This window comes from Phytobacter massiliensis JC163 (genome assembly GCF_000321045.1).
In the GTDB taxonomy this organism is placed as follows: Bacteria; Pseudomonadota; Gammaproteobacteria; order Enterobacterales; family Enterobacteriaceae; genus Phytobacter_A; species Phytobacter_A massiliensis.
The window spans coordinates 1,994,968-2,013,349 of the sequence record NZ_HE578945.1 but is presented as its reverse complement, the minus strand read 5'-3'; the positions used below and the strand labels follow the sequence as shown (position 1 = coordinate 2,013,349).

The following is an 18,382-nucleotide window of genomic DNA, read 5'->3' as shown; positions in this document are numbered from 1 at the left end:
ATGAACAAGGTTGCTCAATATTATCGCGAACTGGTCGCGACACTGACTGAACGCCTGCGTAACGGCGACAGGGATATCGACGCGTTAGTGGAACAGGCGCGCCTGCGGGTAAGCCAGACCGGGGAGTTAACGCGTACCGAGGTCGACGAGCTGACGCGTGCGGTACGCCGGGATCTGGAGGAGTTTGCTCGCAGCTACCAGGAGAGCCATGAAGAGGTCACCGACGGCGTGTTTATGCGCGTCATTAAGGAGAGCCTCTGGCAGGAGCTGGCGGATATTACCGATAAAACCCAGCTGGAGTGGCGGGAGGTGTTCCAGGATCTTAATCACCACGGCGTCTATCACAGCGGTGAAGTAGTAGGGCTTGGCAACCTGGTATGCGAAAAGTGCCACTTCCACCTGGCTATCTATACCCCGGATGTGCTGCCGCTGTGCCCGAAATGCGGCCACAGTCAGTTTCAGAGAAGGCCATTTGAGCCGTAATGGACGGCGTCAAAGGAAGCGCGGCGCGCAACATTGCGCGCCGCAGACCATTAATGAAGGATTTTAGCGAGGAAATCTTTCGCACGTTCCGATTTAGGATTAGCGAAAAACTCTTCTTTGGCGGAGTCTTCTACGATTTTGCCTTCATCCATAAAGATAACCCGGCTGGCTACCTTGCGGGCGAAGCCCATTTCGTGGGTGACTACCATCATGGTCATGCCTTCGTTAGCCAGCTCGACCATCACATCCAGCACCTCGTTGATCATCTCCGGGTCAAGAGCGGAAGTGGGTTCGTCAAACAGCATCGCCACCGGGTCCATGCACAGGGCGCGGGCGATAGCCACACGCTGCTGCTGGCCGCCGGAGAGCTGCGCCGGAAACTTATTGGCATGGGCGGATAAGCCAACCCGCTCCAGTAGCTTGAGCCCCTTTTCACGCGCGGCGGCTTTATCGCGCTTAAGCACTTTAACCTGCGCCAGCGTCAGGTTTTCAATAATTGACAGGTGGGGAAACAGCTCGAAATGCTGGAACACCATGCCGACATGGGAGCGCAGCTTCGCCAGATTGGTTTTTTTATCATTGACGGTGGTGCCATTAACGATAATTTCCCCTTTCTGCACCGGCTCCAGGCCGTTAACCGTTTTAATAAGGGTGGATTTACCCGAGCCGGACGGCCCGCACACTACCACCACTTCGCCTTTTTTCACTTCGGTTGAGCAGTCGGTCAGCACCTGAAAGTGACCATACCATTTTGAAACGTTTTTCAGGGAAATCATTACACAGTCCTTCTTTTCAGATAGCTGACCAACAACGACGCGCTCAGGCTAATAACAAAATAGACGGCGCCGGCAAACAGGATCATCTCAACCTGGGTGCCGTCGCGTTCGCCAATGGTGGAGGCGGTGCGGAAGAAGTCCGCCAGGCTTAACACATACACCAGCGACGTATCCTGGAACAGAACGATACCCTGCGTAAGCAGCAGCGGCACCATGGCCCTGAAGGCCTGCGGCAGGATGATCAGTTTCATTGACTGCCAGTGGGTCATGCCCAGCGCCAGCGCGGCGCTCGACTGCCCGCGGGAGATGCTCTGGATACCGGCGCGGATGATTTCCGAATAGTAGGCGGCTTCGAACATCGAGAATGCGACCATCGCGGAGATCAGACGGATATCGCTTTTCGGCGACAGTCCCAGCACGTTTTGCAGAAAGCCCGGCACAATCAGGTAGAACCATAGCAGCACCATGACCAGCGGGATAGAGCGGAAAACGTTCACATACGCTTTCGCAAACCACGCCAGCGGGGTAAAGCTGGAGAGGCGCATTACCGCCAGCAGCGTGCCCCAGACGATACCGATAATAATGGCGGTAACGGTGATTTTTAAGGTAACGACCAGCCCTGCCATCAGGTAGGGCAGGGAAGGTACGATAGAACTCCAGTCGAACTCGTACATTATTTGCCCCCCATATTGCCCGGCAGGCGCACTTTGCGCTCGACCAGGTTCATCACCAGCATAATGATGGCGTTAATGATCACATAGGCGATGGTGATCGCGGTAAAGGATTCCCAGGCATGGGCGGAGTAGTCAAGCAATTTGCCCGCCTGCGCCGCCATGTCCACCAGACCGATGGTTGAGGCGATAGCCGAGTTCTTTACCAGGTTCATCATCTCCGAGGTCATCGGCGGCACAATCACCCGGTAGGCGTTCGGCAGCAGAACGTAACGGTACGCCTGCGGCAGCGTCAGCCCCATCGCCAGCGCCGCGTTTTTCTGCCCGCGCGGCAGCGACTGAATCGCGGCGCGAACCTGTTCGCACACGCGCGCGGCGGTGAACAAGCCCAGGCAGATCATGGATGAGAGGAAGAACTGAATATTCGGGTCCAGTTCCGCTTTGAACCACATGCCCAGATCTTCCGGCAGCAGTTCCGGTACGACCAGATACCAGGTAAAGAACTGGACGATCAGCGGGACGTTACGAAACAGCTCTACATACAGCGTGCCGATGCCGGATAAGAAACGATTAGGAACCGTGCGCAGGATGCCGAACAGGGAGCCAACCAGAAAAGCGATAATCCAGGCCGTAATCGATAAGGCGACGGTGACCTGAAAGCCGCTCCATAGCCAGCCAAGATAGGTGGTGTTGCCGAACGGGGCTTGTTGCAGAAAAATTCCCCAGTTCCAGTCTATGGACATAAATCTACTCCAGAAAAAAAAGGGTAGCAGCGCTACCCTCGAAGATTGTGTGAAGAGCCTGTGTTCGCGTCGACGGGGGAACGACCCGTCAGCGTATAGTCTGTCCGCGCTGCTTCTACAATCGAGAGGGCAGGAGGTCCCGCCCCGTTGTTTTAATTAGTTAAGTGCCTTGTCATTCGGTTCTTTGAACAGCGCTTTCATATCGTCGGAAAGCTCGAAGTTCAGGTTAAGGTTTTTGGGCGGAATCGGGTTTTTGAACCACTTGTCAAACCACTTCGCCGCTTCGCCGGAGGTTTGCGCCTGGGCGATGGTATCGTCGATCAGCTTTTTAAAGTCGGTATCGTCTTTACGCAGCATACAGCCGTAAGCTTCTTTCGACTGCGCTGTGCCGACGATGTCCCAGTTGTCCGCTTTCTTCGCCTTCGCGCGCTCGCCCGCCAGCAGGGCGTCATCCATCATAAAGGCCACGGCGCGGCCGCTTTCCAGCGTGCGGAAAGAGTCGCCATGGTCTTTGGCGCTGATGATGCGCATGTCCATTTTCTTCTCGTCGTTCAGCTTGTGCAGCAGAATTTCAGAGGTTGTCCCGGAGGTCACCACCACCGCTTTGCCTTTCAGATCGGCGAAATCTTTAATGTCGCCGCCTTTTTTGGTCAGCAGACGGGTACCAACCACAAAAATCGTGTCGGAGAAGGCAGCCTGTTTCTGGCGCTCAAGGTTGTTGGTGGTCGAGCCGCACTCAAAATCGTAGGTGCCGTTTTGCAGCAGCGGAATACGGTTTTGCGAGGTGATAGGAATCAGTTTGACCTGCAGGTCAGGTTTGTTGAGCTTTTTCTTCACCGCTTCAACGATAGCGTTTGAATAGTCCTGAGAGTAGCCCACGACCTTCTGCTGGTTATCGTAGTAAGAGAACGGCACGGAAGATTCACGATGCCCAACCACGATCACGCCGTTTTTGGCAATTTTGTCCAGGGTGCTGCCTGCGGCAGGGGCGGCATCTTCGGCATGCGCCACACCGGCTGTCATTCCCATCACCAGCATTGCTGTGGCCAGTTTACGTAATTGCATATCCAACTCCTTCATCGTCGCGCCAGAGACGCATTGATACCCGTGTGAGTGTGTGTTGTGTTTTTATATCCTGCTGCACATCCGTGCAGTGTTGTATGCGTTTGTTAGCATTTAGTTTGGCTTAATGTAAAGATTTTGCTGCGTTATTGTTTGTTTTTGCGAAGTGCGCCGCACCGTTTAAAGGCAAAAATCTTACATTGCACCGTTTTGGTGCTACCCGCGATCCCCTTTGGTGCGACCGGGTTGCACGTTAAGCTAAATGCGTTATCTCTGAATGTATAAAGCAAGAGGCGTGCCAGAATGGAAGGGTAGCCCGGCGCACAGGGGCGCCGGGAGAAGGGCGTTAAGAACGGCGCTGGCGCAGGCTCATAATGACAGCCGCAAAGCCCAGCAGGGCGGTAAACAGCCACAGCGGCCAGTGACCCAGACGGGCATAGAGCGTCAGCCCTCGGGTCGGCGTCACTTCGCTGGTCAGTACCTGACGGCTAAACTGGGGAATCATCGACTGGATGTCACCCTGCGGGCCGATTACCGCCGTAATGCCGTTGTTGGTGCTGCGCAGCAGGGGGCGCGCCAGCTCCAGCGACCGCATCCGCGCCATCTGGAAATGCTGCCACGGGCCGATGGATTTACCAAACCAGGCATCGTTAGAGATGGTCAGCAGGAAATCGGTGTCCGGGCGGAAATTATCCCGCACCTGTTCGCCAAGGATGATTTCGTAGCAGATGGCGGGCGTCAGCTTATAACCGTGCGCCAGCAGCTGCGGCTGAACATACGGGCCACGGCTGAAAGAGGACATCGGCAGGTCGAAGAAGGGGGCCAGCGGACGCAGAATGGACTCCAGCGGCACAAACTCGCCAAACGGCACCAGGTGGTTTTTGTTATAGCGGTTAGTGGAGTCGTAGCTGTACGGGCTCTCTTTACCCAGCGTGATAATCGTATTGTAGGTGTCGTAACGGTTTTCCCGGTTCAGACGCGCGTCCACCACCCCGGTAATAAGGGTGGTGTCATGGTCGCGCAGGAGGCGGTCCGTCTCTTCCAGGAACGGCTGCTGGTTAATTTCCAGATCGGAGATAGCCGATTCCGGCCAGATGATAAGCTGCGATTTGCCCAGCTCCGGTGCGGTGGCGTTACGATAGATAGATAACGTCTCCAGCAGCTGCTTCTCTTCCCATTTCATCGACTGGGGAATGTCGCCCTGTACCAGCGTCACTCTTGTCGCCCGCTCCGGCAGCAGCTGATACCACTGGATATAACGCAGCGGGAAGGGCAGAGCAAACAGTACCAGCGCCACGATCAGCGCGCGCACGCTGCGCGTCGTTATCGCCAGCACCAGCAGGCCGCTTACCGCCATCAGCAGAAAGGTTATCGACTCAACGCCAAATAACGGCGCCAGCCCTTTAAGCGGGCCGTCAATCTGACTGTAGCCAAACTGCAGCCAGGGAAAGCCGGTCAGCACCCAACCGCGTAAAAACTCGGTGATTTGCCAGACTACCGGAGCGGCAATGGCCACCCGCAGCCAGCTGGTTTTTGGCCATAACCGTGCCAGCACCCCGGCGAACAGGCCGGTGTAGAGCGAAAGGTAGGCCGCCAGCAATACCACCAGAAAGACGTTAACGAAGCCGGGCATGCCGCCGAACTGCGCGATACTGACGTAGACCCAGTTAACGCCGGTGCCAAACAGGCCAAAGCCCCAGGCATAGCCAATCCACGCCGCCTGCAGCGGTCGACGGTTGAGCGTCAGCCACTGCAGCCCCATCAGGGACAACAGCGCAAAAGGCCAGATATCATACGGGGAAAAAGCCAGCGTTCCGCTGGCGCCGAAAAGTAACGCCAGCAGCAGCCGTACGCGCTGGCGTTCAAGCAGGGGGGCAAATGCCATTTATGTTACTCGTCCAGTTTTGGGGCGGGGGAATCGTCCGGCATTCTGACATGAACCTGAATAATACGTCGACTGTCGGCCATCGCCACTTTGAACTGATAGCCATCGATCTCAATGGATTCGCCGCGCGCCGGAAGATGCCCGAACGCCTGCATCACCAGACCGCCGATGGTGTCGACCTCTTCATCGCTAAAGTGGGTACCAAAGGTTTCGTTAAAATCTTCGATAGGCGCAAGGGCGCGCACGGTCCACGTATGGCGGCTGAGCTGACGGAAATCGATATCCTCTTCGTCATCGTATTCGTCTTCGATTTCGCCGACGATAAGCTCAAGAATATCTTCAATGGTTACAAGGCCGGAAACGCCGCCGAACTCGTCAATCACGATAGCCATATGGTAACGCTGAGAGCGAAACTCCTTGAGCATGCGGTCAACGCGCTTGCTTTCAGGAACCACCACGGCCTGGCGTAACACTTTTTCCATGCTGAAAGCGTCGGCGTCGCTGCGCATAAACGGCAGCAGATCCTTAGCCATCAGAATCCCTTCAATGTGATCCTTGTCTTCGCTGATAACCGGGAAACGCGAGTGGGCGGACTCGATAATGACGTCGAGGCACTCGTCCAGCGTCTGGTTGCGTTTCAGGGTAATCATCTGCGAGCGGGGAATCATGATATCGCGGACGCGCTGGTCGGCGATGTCCATAACCCCTTCGAGCATTTCGCGGGTATCCTGGTCGATAAGCTCGTTCTGTCCGGAATCACGGATCAGCGCCAGTAAATCGTCACGGTTTTTAGGTTCGCCGTGAAAAAGCTGGCTAAGTAAAAGGGAGAAGAATCCCTTTTTGCTATTTACTGTGTCACTACTGTGTGAATTGTCGTCGCTCATGGCGTCGTTTGGGTTCTCATATTGGTGATAGTGTCGCCATAACGCGCAAACTCAGCGCATGGCAGCATAGGGTGTCAGCGCGGCGGGAGGCCGCCGCACGGACTATTCCTTCTCGGAAATGTACGGATCCTCATAGGCCAGAGCAAGCATTATCTCTGTTTCGAGGCCTTCCATCTCTTCCGCTTCGTCATCTTCAATGTGGTCGTAACCCAGCAGATGCAGGCTACCGTGCACCACCATATGCGCCCAGTGCGCCTCCAGCGGTTTGCCCTGTTCCTGCGCCTCCTGTTCGACCACCTGACGGCAGATGATCAAATCGCCCAGCAGCGGCATTTCGATGCCTGGCGGGGCTTCAAAGGGGAAAGAGAGCACGTTGGTCGGCTTATCTTTCCCACGATAGGTCAGGTTTAACTCGTGGCTTTCCGCCTCGTCTACCAGACGAATGGTCACCTCGGCCTCTTCCTGAAACTGCGGAATGACCGCATCAAGCCAGCGCTGGAACTGCGCCTCTTCCGGCAGACCGGACGTGTCTTCGCAGGCCAGCTGCAAATCGAGGATCACCTGGCTCATTTCTGCTCCTGCTCGTGCGCCTGCGCTTCACGTTTACGCTCGGCGGCCTGTTCCGCACGGCGTTTCTGGTCCGCCTCTTCCCACGCCTCGTAAGCATTGACGATACGGGCGACAACCGGATGGCGCACCACGTCTTCGCTATGGAAGAAGTTAAAGCTGATCTCCTCCACGTTCGCCAGCACTTCGATGGCGTGACGCAGACCCGATTTGGTGTTGCGCGGCAGGTCAATCTGGGTGATATCGCCGGTAATCACCGCTTTCGAGTTGAAGCCGATACGGGTCAGGAACATCTTCATCTGCTCGATGGTGGTGTTCTGGCTCTCATCAAGAATGATAAAGGCGTCGTTCAGGGTACGGCCGCGCATATAGGCCAGCGGCGCGACTTCAATTACGTTACGCTCAATCAGCTTCTCGACTTTCTCAAAGCCCAGCATTTCGAACAGCGCGTCGTACAGCGGGCGCAGATACGGGTCTACCTTCTGGCTTAAGTCGCCGGGCAGAAAGCCCAGTTTCTCCCCCGCTTCCACCGCCGGGCGCGTCAGCAGAATACGCCGGATCTCCTGGCGCTCCAGAGCGTCTACCGCTGCGGCGACCGCCAGATAGGTCTTCCCGGTACCGGCCGGGCCGACGCCGAAGGTGATGTCGTGGTCGAGAATATGGGCGATGTACTGCGCCTGGTTCGGCGTGCGCGGTTTAATCACGCCGCGTTTGGTCTTGATATTCACCGCTTTGCCATATTCCGGCACGCTCTCGGCGGTCTGCTCAAGTACCCGCGCTTCTTTAATGGCCAGATGGATCTGTTCCGGTTCAATATCCTGAATTTGCCCGCGCATGGGGGCCGTATCGACATACAGGCTGAGCAGAATATCTGCGGCAGCGTTGACGCAAATTGTGCGTCCGGTGAGTTTGAAATGGTTATCGCGACGGTTAATTTCGATGCCCAGCCGCCGCTCCAGCTGTTTGATGTTGTCATCAAACGGACCGCACAGGCTCAGCAGGCGAGCGTTGTCTGCTGGCTCAAGCGTTAGTTCACGAGTGTCTATGTTCAAACTGTTCCTCTTAATTTGGATGTCGCCGGGTATCCGGCCTGCAGACGGGAGTCGTCTTGATGAAATTATTCACGCCACGCGGAAAAGGCGCAAGCATTGCAGCAAATATGGGGGTGGGGAGGGGAAATACAAGGCCTGCCGGAAAGGCAGGCCTGAATGGATTAGGGCTGATACATCCCGACGCCTAACTCATTTTCTTTACGGGTGCGGGCAATAACGGAGGCCGGCGTTTCCACCACCCGCAGCCCCATCTCCTCTTCGGTACGGACCACTTTACCGCGCAGGGAGTTCGGGAACACATCGACAATTTCTACATCAACGAACTTGCCAATCATATCCGGGGTGCCTTCGAAGTTCACCACGCGGTTATTCTCGGTGCGCCCGGAGAGCTCCATAATGCTCTTACGAGAGGTGCCTTCAACCAGAATACGCTGGGTGGTGCCGAGCATGCGGCGGCTCCAGGCCATCGCCTGCTGGTTAATACGCTCCTGCAGGATGTAGAGACGCTGCTTCTTCTCTTCTTCCGGCACGTCGTCAACCATATCGGCCGCAGGCGTTCCCGGACGGGCGGAGAAGATGAAGCTATAGCTCATGTCGAAATTAACGTCGGCGATAAGCTTCATCGTGCGCTCGAAATCATCGGTCGTTTCACCGGGGAAGCCGACGATAAAATCAGAGCTGATCTGAATGTCCGGGCGGGCCTCACGCAGCTTACGAATAATGGCTTTATATTCCAGCGCGGTATGGGTGCGTCCCATCAGGTTCAGCACCCGGTCAGAGCCGCTCTGCACCGGCAGGTGGAGGAAGCTCACCAGCTCCGGCGTATCGCGATAAACCTCCACGATGTCGTCGGTAAATTCGATCGGGTGGCTGGTGGTAAAGCGGATGCGATCGATACCGTCAATCGCCGCCACCAGACGCAGCAGGTCAGCAAACGAACCGGTGCTGCCGTCATAGTTTTCGCCACGCCAGGCGTTCACGTTCTGCCCAAGCAGGTTAACTTCACGCACGCCCTGCGCCGCCAGTTGGGCTATCTCGAAGAGAATATCGTCGCACGGACGGCTGACCTCTTCGCCACGGGTGTACGGCACCACGCAATAGGTGCAGTATTTATTACAGCCTTCCATGATGGAGACAAAGGCGGTCGGGCCTTCGGCGCGCGGCTCCGGCAGACGATCGAATTTCTCGATCTCCGGGAAGCTAATGTCCACCACCGGGCTGCGGTTGCCGCGTACGGAGTTGATCATTTCCGGCAGGCGGTGCAGCGTCTGCGGGCCAAAAATAATGTCCACGTAGTGGGCGCGCTGACGAATATGGTCCCCTTCCTGAGAAGCCACGCAGCCGCCAACGCCAATAATCAGGTCCGGATTTTTTCTTTGAGTAATCTCCAGCGACCTAACTGATGGAATACTTTTTCCTGAGCCTTCTCGCGGATTGAGCAGGTATTCAGCAGCAGGACGTCCGCCTCCTCCGCCACGTCGGTAAGTTGATACCCGTGTGTGGCATCCAGAAGATCGGCCATCTTTGATGAATCGTACTCGTTCATCTGACAGCCCCAGGTTTTAATATGGAGTTTTTTCGTCATCGACTTGCTCATGCTTTGTTTAATGGCGCAATGCAGGGCGCGTATTGTAATGCTTTGGTTGCGCCCTGACCAGTATGGCGATTAAAGGACGTCGTCAGCCCTCAAGAAATGAAAAATCCGGTAAACTTAAGGGATTCACCTTTAAGGATAATGGCCCATGAAAAATCAAACCACTGAGGTCGCTATTGTCGGCGGCGGTATGGTCGGCGGGGCGCTGGCGCTGGGTCTGGCGCAGCAGGGTTTTCACGTCACGGTTATCGAACAGCACGCGCCGCCCGCCTTTGACCCAACGGCGCAGCCGGATGTGCGCATCTCGGCGATCAGCGCGGCGTCGGTCGCCTTGCTCAACCGGCTGGGCGTGTGGGACAGCGTGCTCGCAATGCGCTGTCACCCCTGGCAGCGGCTGGAGACCTGGGAGTGGGAAAACGCCCACGTGATGTTTGAGGCCAGGGAGCTGGGGCTGGCGTCGCTTGGCTATATGGTGGAAAACAATGTGCTGCAGCGCGCGCTGTGGGAGGCGATGGAGCGTCATCCGCAAATTACGCTAAGTGTACCCGCGGCGCTGAGCACGCTGCATGCGCATAACGACAGCCATGAACTCACCTTTGATAACGGTGACACCCTGACCGCCACTCTGGTTATTGGCGCTGACGGCGCTAATTCACGGGTGCGCCAGTGCGCGGGCATTGGCGTGCACGCCTGGCAGTACCAGCAATCCTGCATGCTGATTACCGTAGAGTGCGAAAATGCCCCAGGCGAGAGCACCTGGCAGCACTTTACGCCGAGCGGCCCGCACGCTTTTTTGCCGCTCTTTGGCTACTGGGCCTCGCTGGTCTGGTATGACGCGCCGGCCCGTATCCGCCAGCTGCAGAGCCTGAATATGGTGCAGCTCCAGCAGGAAATAGCAAAACATTTCCCCGCCCGGCTTGGGCGAGTGATGCCTGTCGCGGCCGGGGCGTTTCCTTTAACCCGCCGTCATGCGCTGCAGTATGTGCGGCCAGGGCTGGCGCTGGTGGGGGACGCGGCGCATACCATTCACCCGCTGGCGGGGCAGGGGGTCAACCTGGGCTATCGTGATGTAGAGTGCCTGCTGGATGTGCTCAGCCGCGCGCGCCAGCGTGGCGAAGCCTGGGCCAGCCTGCCGGTGCTGCGGCGTTATCAGACGCGGCGGATGGCCGATAACTACATTATGCAGAGCGGGATGGATCTGTTCCATGCGGGGTTCAGCAACACGCTTGGCCCGGTGCGCGTGCTGCGTAACATCGGCCTGATGGCGGCCGACCGTGCGGGTGTACTTAAGCGCCAGGCGCTGCGCTATGCGTTAGGGCTGTAGCGAAGTCAGGTCTGCTGTAGCGCAGGCCTGATGCACCCCTCCAAAGGGCAGAAAAGCAAAAAGCCCGCCGAAGCGAGCTTTTTACTTTAAGTGGCTGGGGTACGAGGATTCGAACCTCGGAATGCCGGAATCAGAATCCGGTGCCTTACCGCTTGGCGATACCCCAATAGTCTGCTCGCCTGGGCGAACGACTGTGAGTTGGCTGGGGTACGAGGATTCGAACCTCGGAATGCCGGAATCAGAATCCGGTGCCTTACCGCTTGGCGATACCCCAACAAATTTTTTTACTCAGGCAACGTCAGTAACGTTAGCCTCTAAATATGGTGGCTACGACGGGATTCGAACCTGTGACCCCATCATTATGAGTGATGTGCTCTAACCAACTGAGCTACGTAGCCAGACTGCGCTCTTCGATGGCTGGGGTACCTGGATTCGAACCAGGGAATGCCGGTATCAAAAACCGGTGCCTTACCGCTTGGCGATACCCCAATACCGCGGAGAACCGCTTACCCGAAGAAAATATGGCTGGGGTACCTGGATTCGAACCAGGGAATGCCGGTATCAAAAACCGGTGCCTTACCGCTTGGCGATACCCCATCCGTGCAACGCTTACTGGGAATGGTGCGGGAGGCGAGACTTGAACTCGCACACCTTGCGGCGCCAGAACCTAAATCTGGTGCGTCTACCAATTTCGCCACTCCCGCAAAAAAGATGGTGGCTACGACGGGATTCGAACCTGTGACCCCATCATTATGAGTGATGTGCTCTAACCAACTGAGCTACGTAGCCCTCTTTTTTCGCGTTACCTTATCGGCGTTGCGGGGCGCATTATGCGTATAGACCCTTGCAGCGTCAACTCCTTTTTCATCGAAAATAAGTGCAAACTGACTGTTTGGTTAGGTTGCGAACAGCCTGGCGCAATATTCGGCAATTATTGGTTATTTATCGCTTTTGTGGGGTAAATCTCAGGCAGAAATAAAAACAGGCCCCGCAGGGCCTGTCGCTTTTACACGGGCTTATTTATACGCCGACTGGTGAACGCCCACGGCACGGCCTGATGGATCGTTCATGGTTTTGAAGGCCTCATCCCACTCAATGGCTTTCGCAGAGGAGCAGGCGACGGACGGGCCGCCCGGTACGCACTCTGCCGCGCTGGGCAGCGGGAACAGCTCTTCAAAGATCTCGCGGTACAGATAAGCCTCTTTTGACGATGGCGTGTTGTACGGGAAGCGGAAGCTGGCGGTTTCCAGCTGCTGGTCGGAAACCTGCTGCGCCGCTACCTCTTTCAGGGTGTCGATCCAGCTGTAGCCGACGCCGTCGGAGAACTGCTCTTTCTGACGCCATGCAACGCTTGCCGGCAGGTAGGATTCAAAACATTCGCGCAGAATGTGCTTCTCCATTTTGCCGTTGCCGCACATTTTATCCTGCGGGTTGATGCGCATCGCCACATCCAGGAACTTCTTGTCGAGGAAGGGCACGCGGGCTTCCACGCCCCAGGCGGACATTGCTTTGTTGGCGCGGGCGCAGTCAAACATATGCAGCGCCTGCAGTTTACGCACCGTTTCTTCATGCAGCTCTTTGGCATTCGGCGCTTTATGGAAGTACAGATAGCCGCCGAACACTTCGTCAGACCCTTCGCCCGAGAGCACCATCTTAATGCCCATCGCCTTGATTTTGCGCGACATCAAATACATCGGCGTCGAGGCGCGAATGGTAGTCACATCGTAGGTTTCGATGTGGTAAATCACATCGCGGATCGCATCCAGCCCTTCCTGCACGGTGAAATGGATTTCATGGTGCACGGTGCCCAGGTGGTTCGCCACTTCCTGGGCGGCTTTCAGATCCGGCGACCCTTCCAGACCAACGGCGAAAGAGTGCAGCTGCGGCCACCAGGCTTCGGAACGCTCCTGATCTTCGACGCGGCGGGCGGCGAATTTCTTGGTAATAGCGGAAATAATGGAAGAATCCAGGCCGCCGGAGAGCAGTACGCCGTAGGGCACGTCGGACATCAGGTGGCTTTTCACCGCCTCTTCCAGCGCCTGGCGCAGTTCAGCTTTATCGGTCACGTTGTCTTTTACCGCATCGTACTCAAACCAGTCGCGCTGGTAGTAGGGGCGAATCTCGCCGTCCTGGCTCCACAGGTAGCTGCCCGCCGGGAACTCTTTAATGGTGCGGCAGACCGGCACCAGCGCTTTCATCTCTGACGCGACATAGAAGTTGCCGTGCTCATCGTGGCCCATATACAGCGGGATAATGCCGATGTGGTCGCGGCCAATCAGATACGCGTCTTTTTCGCTGTCATACAGCACGAAAGCGAACATGCCTTGCAGCTCATCCAGGAACTCCGGGCCTTTCTCCTGGTACAGAGCGAGGATCACTTCGCAGTCAGAGCCGGTCTGAAACTGATAGCGGTCGGCATATTCCGCGCGTAGCGCCTGATGGTTGTAGATTTCACCGTTAACGGCCAGAGCATGTGTTTTTTGGGCGTTATAAAGCGGCTGTGCGCCAGCGTTAACGTCAACAATCGACAGGCGTTCGTGAGCCAGAATCGCTTTGTCGCTTGCGTAAACGCCGGACCAGTCCGGACCGCGGTGACGCATCAGGCGGGATAACTCCAGCGCTTTTTTACGCAGTTCAACCGCGTCGGTTTTAATATCCAGTACGCCAAAAATAGAACACATAGACTTCTCCGTTACTCAGGCAGTGCAGATTAAGGTGGCAGACGTCGCGTCATCGCGTTGTCTTATTGCTTGCTGTAAAAAATGCCGCAAAGGCGTAAGCCGCGCAAGCGTTTTACCGCCTCAGGCGAAAAAAGCGCAATGACGATTGCTGAATGTTGAAAAAAGCGCATGAAATAGACGGTGAGATTGAGGAATTATCAATTTTTGGCGGATTTCATTGATGGCGGGTCCGTTTGCGGCCCCCAGAAATGAAAAACCACGTCCTGGGACGTGGCGGAGTTAAAAAATATCGATTTCGGCGACGGAGGGGTAAATCCATGACGGGCGAAAAGGCATATCGTCAATATCGTCGATGGTCGACACGCCGGAAAGTACCAGCACGGTCTCCAGCCCGGCCTGGAAGCCAGCCAGAATATCGGTGCGTAAGTTGTCGCCGACAATCACCGTATGCTCAGAGTGAGCCTGCATAGTATTCAGCGCCGCGCGAATAATCCACGGGCTGGGTTTGCCGACGTAAAAGGGGCGGCGGCCAGAGATCTTTTCAATCCCGGCGCACAGCGCGCCGCAGGCAGGATAAAAACCGCGGCCGTGGGTATCCGGGTTAGTGGCGATAAAGCGCGCGCCGTTGGCCACGAAGAACGCGGCTTTATGCATCATCTCCCAGTTATAGGAGCGCGTCTCCCCGACGATAACAAAATCCGGGTTGATGTCAGTAATGGTGAAACCGGCTTTATACAGTTCGTGGATCAGCGCGCCTTCGCCAACCACATAGGCTTTTTTCCCTTCCTGACGTTTAAGGAAGTCGGCGGTGGCCATTGCCGAGGTGTAAAAGACGCTGGCGGGGGCGTCGATGCCTGCGGAGGCAAAACGGTTTGCCAGGTCCTGGCCTGTCTGGGAGGGATAGTTAGTCAGCAGTACCAGCGGCATCCCTTTTTCCAGGATGCGGGTTATAAATTCCGCCGCGCCCGGCACGGCAACGTTATCGTGCATCAGCACGCCGTCAATATCGCAAATGATGTTCTGAATGGTCATGGACTACCCGGCTAAAAAAGAGAAGCAATAACTATAAACCCTGTCAGTTTTCCAGCAAGCGCTGTAGCAGCATACCGTTAAGCATTGCGCGTTTGACAAGCGCGAACGCCCCGATAGCCGAGCGATGATCCAGCGTCGAGCGGACAACCGGCAGGTTTTTACGAAACGCCTTAAGCGACTGGGTATTAATGCAGCCTTCAATAGCAGGAAGCAGCACTTTTTCAGCCTCAACGATTTCGCCAGCGATTACCACTTTTTGCGGATTAAAGAGGTTGATGGCGATAGCGATAGTTTTACCCAGATGGCGGCCGACATATTCTATGACCTCGCAGGCCAGCGCATCGCCTTTATTCGCCGCTTTACAGATGGTTTTAATGGAGCAATCTTCCAGCGTAACGCGGCTCTGATAGCCCTGTTCCAGCAGGTGCCGCACGCGATTTTCAATCGCCGCATTGGCGGCGATGGTCTCCAGGCAGCCGAAGTTACCGCAGTGGCAGCGTTCGCCTAACGGTTCGACCTGAATATGGCCGAGCTCCCCGACGTTGCCGTTGCGACCAATGAAGATTCGGCCGTTGGAGATGATGCCCGCCCCGGTGCCGCGATGAACGCGCACCAGAATGGAGTCTTCGCAATCCTGACTTGCCCCAAAATAGTGCTCTGCGAGGGCAAGGCTGCGAATATCGTGGCCGACAAAGCAGGTGAGCTTAAAGCGTTTTTGCAGCGCATCCACCAGCCCCCAGTTCTCCACCTGAATATGCGGCATATAGCGAATCACGCCGCTTTCCGGATCGACAAGGCCAGGAAGAATCACCGAAATAGCGATAAGCTCGCGGATTTTGCGCTGGCAGGCGTCAATAAATGTGCTGATGGTGTTGAGCAGCGCGTGCTCCAGCGTCTCCTGCGTGCGCTCAGGCAGCGGGTAGTGCTCTTCCGCCAGCACTTTGCTGCTCAGGTCGTAAAGGGTGAGGGTGGTATCGGAGCGCCCAAGGCGCACGCCAATAGCCTGGAAATTGCGGGTTTCGGTGATAATCGAGATAGCTCGGCGGCCCCCGGTGGAGGCCTGCTGATCCACTTCTTTGATCAGGCCGCGCTCAATAAGCTGACGGGTGATTTTCGTCACGCTGGCTGGCGCAAGCTGGCTCTGTTCGGCAATCTGAATGCGCGAGATAGGGCCAAGCTGGTCAATCAGGCGGTAAACTGCCGCGCTGTTAAGTTGTTTAACGAGGTCAACGTTACCAATTTGAGCTTGTCCGCCTGATGTCATACCGTTTACTTACTCAGTGACGACCTCGTTACCATTAACGATGGTCTTGATTATTTTATAATCGTGCGTGAAGGCGGTAAGGTTCGCCACTTTACCCGGAGCAATACTGCCGAGCCGGTGCGCGACGCCAACCGCCCGCGCGGGGTAAAGGGTGGCCATGCGCAACGCTTCATCCAGCGCGATACCTACGTGCTCAACCAGATTACGCACCCCTTCAATCATCGTCAGGGCGGAGCCGCTCAGCGTACCGTTCTCATCCACGCACAGTCCATTGCGGTAGTATATTGTTTTACCAGCAAAAATGAACTGGTCAATGTTAGCGCCTGCCGGTGCCGTCGCATCGGTGACCAGGCAGAGTTTATCGCCTTTCAGACGCTTCGCATTACGAATATTAACGTAATCGACATGCAGCCCGTCTGCAATAATCCCGCAGTAAACGCTGTCGTCGTCCAGTACCGCCCCGGCGAGGCCTGGTTCACGGCCGGTAATATAAGGCATGGCGTTATAAAGGTGGGTGGCGAAAGAAATACCGGCGCGGAAACCCGCTTTTGCCTCTTTCAGCGTGGCGTTCGAGTGCCCGGCGGAGACAACGATGCCCGCGTCAGCCAGCTTGCGGATAACCTCCTGGCCTGCGATTTCCGGCGCCAGGGTGACTTTGGTAATGACATCGGCGTTCGCGCAGAGATAATCGACCAGCGCGGCATCAGGCTTGCGCACATAGTTCGGGTTGTGGGTACCCTTCTTAATGATATTGAGCCACGGCCCTTCGAGATGCAGCCCCAGCGCCTGGTTGGGATGCCCTGTAAGGTACTCGCGCATCACCGCAATACCCTGCTTCATCAGATCGTCGCTGCTGGTAATAAGCGTAGGCAGGTAGCTGGTGCAGCCTGATTTTTCATTAGCGCGCTGCATGATTTCCAGCGTCTGCACGCTGACCGCCTCGGCGGTATCGTTGAACTGTACGCCGCCGCAGCCGTTGAGCTGCACGTCAATAAAACCGGGAGCGAGCCTTGCGCCATTCAGAGAACGCTGTTCGATGTCGGGCGGCAGCTCCGCCTGCAGGCAGATCTGTTTAATCAGGCCATCCGCGACAACAAGCGCGTGGTCATCCAGAATTTCATGGCCGGTGAAAATCCGGCAATGGGTTAATGCGTACATAACGACCCCCGGTTAACAAAACGGTACCGTTCCGCAGCCGCGCCGCGAAACGGAAACACAATTACAGACCTTTGATATTTTCTGCTTCTAATTCGTTGAAATATTTCAGCGTTTTTTACTTTGAGCTCCATCGTGGACGGCTCGTCGCATACCATAACCGCTTTCGGGTGCAGCTGCAGGCAGCTGATGGTCCACATATGGTTAACGTTGCCTTCGACGGCCGCCTGCAGCGCCAGCGCTTTCTGGTTGCCCAGCACCAGAATCATCACCTCTTCGGCATCCAGCAGCGTACCCACGCCCACGGTCAGGGCATATTTCGGCACCAGGCTGACATCGCCGTCAAAGAAACGGGAGTTGGCCACACGGGTGTCATGGGTCAGCGTTTTAATACGGGTGCGGGAAGCCAGCGAAGAGGCAGGTTCGTTGAAGGCGATATGGCCGTCATTACCTACGCCGCCCATAAACAGATGAATTTTACCGTAAGCGCGGATTTTCTCTTCGTATCGACGGCATTCTGCGTCAATATCCGGTGCGTTCCCATCCAGCAGGTTAATATTTTCTGCCGGAATATCAACATGATCAAAAAAGTTGCGGTGCATGAAGCTGTGATAGCTTTCCGGGTGATCCTTCGGCAGGCCAACATATTCGTCCATATTGAAAGTGACCACATGCTGAAAACTCACCTGGCCCGCTTTATGCATTTCAACAAGGGCTTTGTAGGCGGTCAGGGGCGTTCCCCCTGTTGGCAAACCCAGTACAAAGGGGCGATCCGCGGTCGGTTTGAAAGCGTTAATACGATTAACGATATGGCGGGCGGCCCATTTGCCGACTTGTTCAGCAGTTGCCAGGGGAATCAGTCTCATTGTTCACCTCAAAGTTGGTTAGAAAGCTGGCGGATAGCGCGCCTGGACTCTGTTAAGCGTAACTCAGTTTCGCTACCGATGGGGGCAATCCGTCATGATTTTTTGAATGATAAAATAAGTTTTGCTGCTTAGCCAGACTGAAGGAGGGTGAATAACGATATTTGGTGATTAAAATCACAAAAGATAGCCATTTAATTTGCGAGACGAATTAATTTTTCACACACTCAGACCGTAGTGCTCAATGGCCGTGTTTTCAGAATTAGTCGGACAATAATAAAGATTGTTTTTACGAACTCTTGTCGGGTTCAAAGGGGGAATAACGTGAATCTGTTAGGTTACTTGC

Annotated in this window: 14 protein-coding genes, 7 tRNA genes and 2 pseudogenes; 2 read left to right on the top strand and 21 right to left on the bottom strand. The window is 55.8% G+C overall.

What is annotated here, in order from left to right; all coding sequences use genetic code 11:
- Positions 1-483, top strand: coding sequence for a zinc ribbon-containing protein (locus ENTHG_RS09870; RefSeq protein ID WP_044178574.1), 483 nt, complete (start codon positions 1-3; stop codon positions 481-483).
- Between the two features lie 50 nt (positions 484-533).
- Here the strand turns inward: ENTHG_RS09870 and ENTHG_RS09865 are convergent, their stop codons facing one another.
- The 9 genes and pseudogenes from ENTHG_RS09865 to miaB all read right to left on the bottom strand — a co-directional run bounded on the left by ENTHG_RS09865 (position 534) and on the right by miaB (position 9,708).
- Positions 534-1,259 (bottom strand): amino acid ABC transporter ATP-binding protein, encoded by a 726-nt coding sequence (locus tag ENTHG_RS09865; RefSeq protein WP_044178570.1) that lies wholly within the window; start codon positions 1,257-1,259, stop codon positions 534-536.
- Entirely contained in the window at positions 1,259-1,933 is a 675-nt protein-coding gene (gene gltK / locus ENTHG_RS09860) for a glutamate/aspartate ABC transporter permease GltK (RefSeq protein ID WP_044178568.1), read from the bottom strand. Before gltK ends, ENTHG_RS09865 begins: the two co-directional genes overlap by 1 nt.
- On the bottom strand, positions 1,933-2,673 hold the full coding sequence (gltJ, locus tag ENTHG_RS09855; protein ID WP_044178565.1) for a glutamate/aspartate ABC transporter permease GltJ: 741 nt from the start codon (positions 2,671-2,673) through the stop codon (positions 1,933-1,935). The genes gltK and gltJ overlap by 1 nt, the downstream gene beginning before the upstream one ends.
- Before the next feature lie 156 nt (positions 2,674-2,829).
- The gene (locus ENTHG_RS09850; protein WP_044178561.1) at positions 2,830-3,738 is read right to left on the bottom strand and encodes an amino acid ABC transporter substrate-binding protein; all 909 of its coding nucleotides are present in this window, start codon (positions 3,736-3,738) and stop codon (positions 2,830-2,832) included.
- A gap of 343 nt (positions 3,739-4,081) precedes the next feature.
- Positions 4,082-5,620, bottom strand: coding sequence for an apolipoprotein N-acyltransferase (gene lnt, locus ENTHG_RS09845; protein WP_044178558.1), 1,539 nt, complete (start codon positions 5,618-5,620; stop codon positions 4,082-4,084).
- A gap of 5 nt (positions 5,621-5,625) precedes the next feature.
- Entirely contained in the window at positions 5,626-6,504 is an 879-nt protein-coding gene (gene corC, locus ENTHG_RS09840) for a CNNM family magnesium/cobalt transport protein CorC (protein WP_044178555.1), read from the bottom strand.
- Between the two features lie 102 nt (positions 6,505-6,606).
- The gene (gene ybeY / locus ENTHG_RS09835; protein WP_044178552.1) at positions 6,607-7,074 is read right to left on the bottom strand and encodes an rRNA maturation RNase YbeY; all 468 of its coding nucleotides are present in this window, start codon (positions 7,072-7,074) and stop codon (positions 6,607-6,609) included.
- A complete protein-coding gene (locus ENTHG_RS09830) occupies positions 7,071-8,123 on the bottom strand; it encodes a PhoH family protein (RefSeq protein WP_044178548.1) in 1,053 nt (350 codons plus the stop codon). Before ENTHG_RS09830 ends, ybeY begins: the two co-directional genes overlap by 4 nt.
- A gap of 161 nt (positions 8,124-8,284) precedes the next feature.
- Positions 8,285-9,708: pseudogene (gene miaB / locus ENTHG_RS09825) on the bottom strand (tRNA (N6-isopentenyl adenosine(37)-C2)-methylthiotransferase MiaB).
- Between the two features lie 157 nt (positions 9,709-9,865).
- Between miaB and ubiF the strand changes: the two are divergent.
- The gene (gene ubiF / locus ENTHG_RS09820) at positions 9,866-11,041 is read left to right on the top strand and encodes a 3-demethoxyubiquinol 3-hydroxylase (protein ID WP_044178545.1); all 1,176 of its coding nucleotides are present in this window, start codon (positions 9,866-9,868) and stop codon (positions 11,039-11,041) included.
- Between the two features lie 91 nt (positions 11,042-11,132).
- On the opposite strand, the gene ENTHG_RS09815 is transcribed toward ubiF, so the two are convergent.
- The 12 genes and pseudogenes from ENTHG_RS09815 to nagB all read right to left on the bottom strand — a co-directional run bounded on the left by ENTHG_RS09815 (position 11,133) and on the right by nagB (position 18,039).
- Positions 11,133-11,207, bottom strand: a tRNA-Gln gene (locus tag ENTHG_RS09815).
- 33 nt (positions 11,208-11,240) lie between these two features.
- Positions 11,241-11,315, bottom strand: a tRNA-Gln gene (locus ENTHG_RS09810).
- Positions 11,316-11,362: 47 nt separating this feature from the next.
- A tRNA-Met gene (locus ENTHG_RS09805) sits at positions 11,363-11,439 on the bottom strand.
- Positions 11,440-11,455: 16 nt separating this feature from the next.
- Positions 11,456-11,530 (bottom strand) — tRNA-Gln (locus ENTHG_RS09800).
- A 33-nt stretch (positions 11,531-11,563) separates the two neighbouring features.
- Positions 11,564-11,638 (bottom strand) — tRNA-Gln (locus tag ENTHG_RS09795).
- A gap of 22 nt (positions 11,639-11,660) precedes the next feature.
- Positions 11,661-11,745 (bottom strand) — tRNA-Leu (locus ENTHG_RS09790).
- 8 nt (positions 11,746-11,753) lie between these two features.
- Positions 11,754-11,830 (bottom strand) — tRNA-Met (locus ENTHG_RS09785).
- 227 nt (positions 11,831-12,057) lie between these two features.
- A complete protein-coding gene (gene asnB / locus ENTHG_RS09780) occupies positions 12,058-13,722 on the bottom strand; it encodes an asparagine synthase B (protein WP_044178542.1) in 1,665 nt (554 codons plus the stop codon).
- A 279-nt stretch (positions 13,723-14,001) separates the two neighbouring features.
- Entirely contained in the window at positions 14,002-14,754 is a 753-nt protein-coding gene (locus ENTHG_RS09775; protein WP_044178540.1) for an HAD-IIA family hydrolase, read from the bottom strand.
- A 43-nt stretch (positions 14,755-14,797) separates the two neighbouring features.
- Positions 14,798-16,018, bottom strand: a complete 1,221-nt coding sequence (gene nagC / locus ENTHG_RS09770; protein WP_044178538.1) for a DNA-binding transcriptional regulator NagC — start codon at positions 16,016-16,018, stop codon at positions 14,798-14,800.
- Positions 16,019-16,027: 9 nt separating this feature from the next.
- The gene (nagA, locus tag ENTHG_RS09765) at positions 16,028-17,176 is read right to left on the bottom strand and encodes an N-acetylglucosamine-6-phosphate deacetylase (protein ID WP_044178535.1); all 1,149 of its coding nucleotides are present in this window, start codon (positions 17,174-17,176) and stop codon (positions 16,028-16,030) included.
- 61 nt (positions 17,177-17,237) lie between these two features.
- Positions 17,238-18,039: pseudogene (gene nagB / locus ENTHG_RS09760) on the bottom strand (glucosamine-6-phosphate deaminase).
- Between the last annotated feature and the right edge of the window lie 343 nt (positions 18,040-18,382).

Bases quoted from the DNA above. Each gene is read 5' to 3' on its own strand.
- asnB (WP_044178542.1), bottom strand. From the start codon at position 13,722: ATGTGTTCTATTTTTGGCGTACTGGATATTAAAACCGACGCGGTTGAA.
- lnt (WP_044178558.1), bottom strand. From the start codon at position 5,620: ATGGCATTTGCCCCCCTGCTTGAACGCCAGCGCGTACGGCTGCTGCTG.
- nagC (WP_044178538.1), bottom strand. From the start codon at position 16,018: ATGACATCAGGCGGACAAGCTCAAATTGGTAACGTTGACCTCGTTAAA.
- ybeY (WP_044178552.1), bottom strand. From the start codon at position 7,074: ATGAGCCAGGTGATCCTCGATTTGCAGCTGGCCTGCGAAGACACGTCC.
- gltJ (WP_044178565.1), bottom strand. From the start codon at position 2,673: ATGTCCATAGACTGGAACTGGGGAATTTTTCTGCAACAAGCCCCGTTC.
- ENTHG_RS09865 (WP_044178570.1), bottom strand. From the start codon at position 1,259: ATGATTTCCCTGAAAAACGTTTCAAAATGGTATGGTCACTTTCAGGTG.
- ENTHG_RS09850 (WP_044178561.1), bottom strand. From the start codon at position 3,738: ATGCAATTACGTAAACTGGCCACAGCAATGCTGGTGATGGGAATGACA.
- ubiF (WP_044178545.1), top strand. From the start codon at position 9,866: ATGAAAAATCAAACCACTGAGGTCGCTATTGTCGGCGGCGGTATGGTC.
- corC (WP_044178555.1), bottom strand. From the start codon at position 6,504: ATGAGCGACGACAATTCACACAGTAGTGACACAGTAAATAGCAAAAAG.
- nagA (WP_044178535.1), bottom strand. From the start codon at position 17,176: ATGTACGCATTAACCCATTGCCGGATTTTCACCGGCCATGAAATTCTG.
- ENTHG_RS09870 (WP_044178574.1), top strand. From the start codon at position 1: ATGAACAAGGTTGCTCAATATTATCGCGAACTGGTCGCGACACTGACT.
- ENTHG_RS09775 (WP_044178540.1), bottom strand. From the start codon at position 14,754: ATGACCATTCAGAACATCATTTGCGATATTGACGGCGTGCTGATGCAC.
- gltK (WP_044178568.1), bottom strand. From the start codon at position 1,933: ATGTACGAGTTCGACTGGAGTTCTATCGTACCTTCCCTGCCCTACCTG.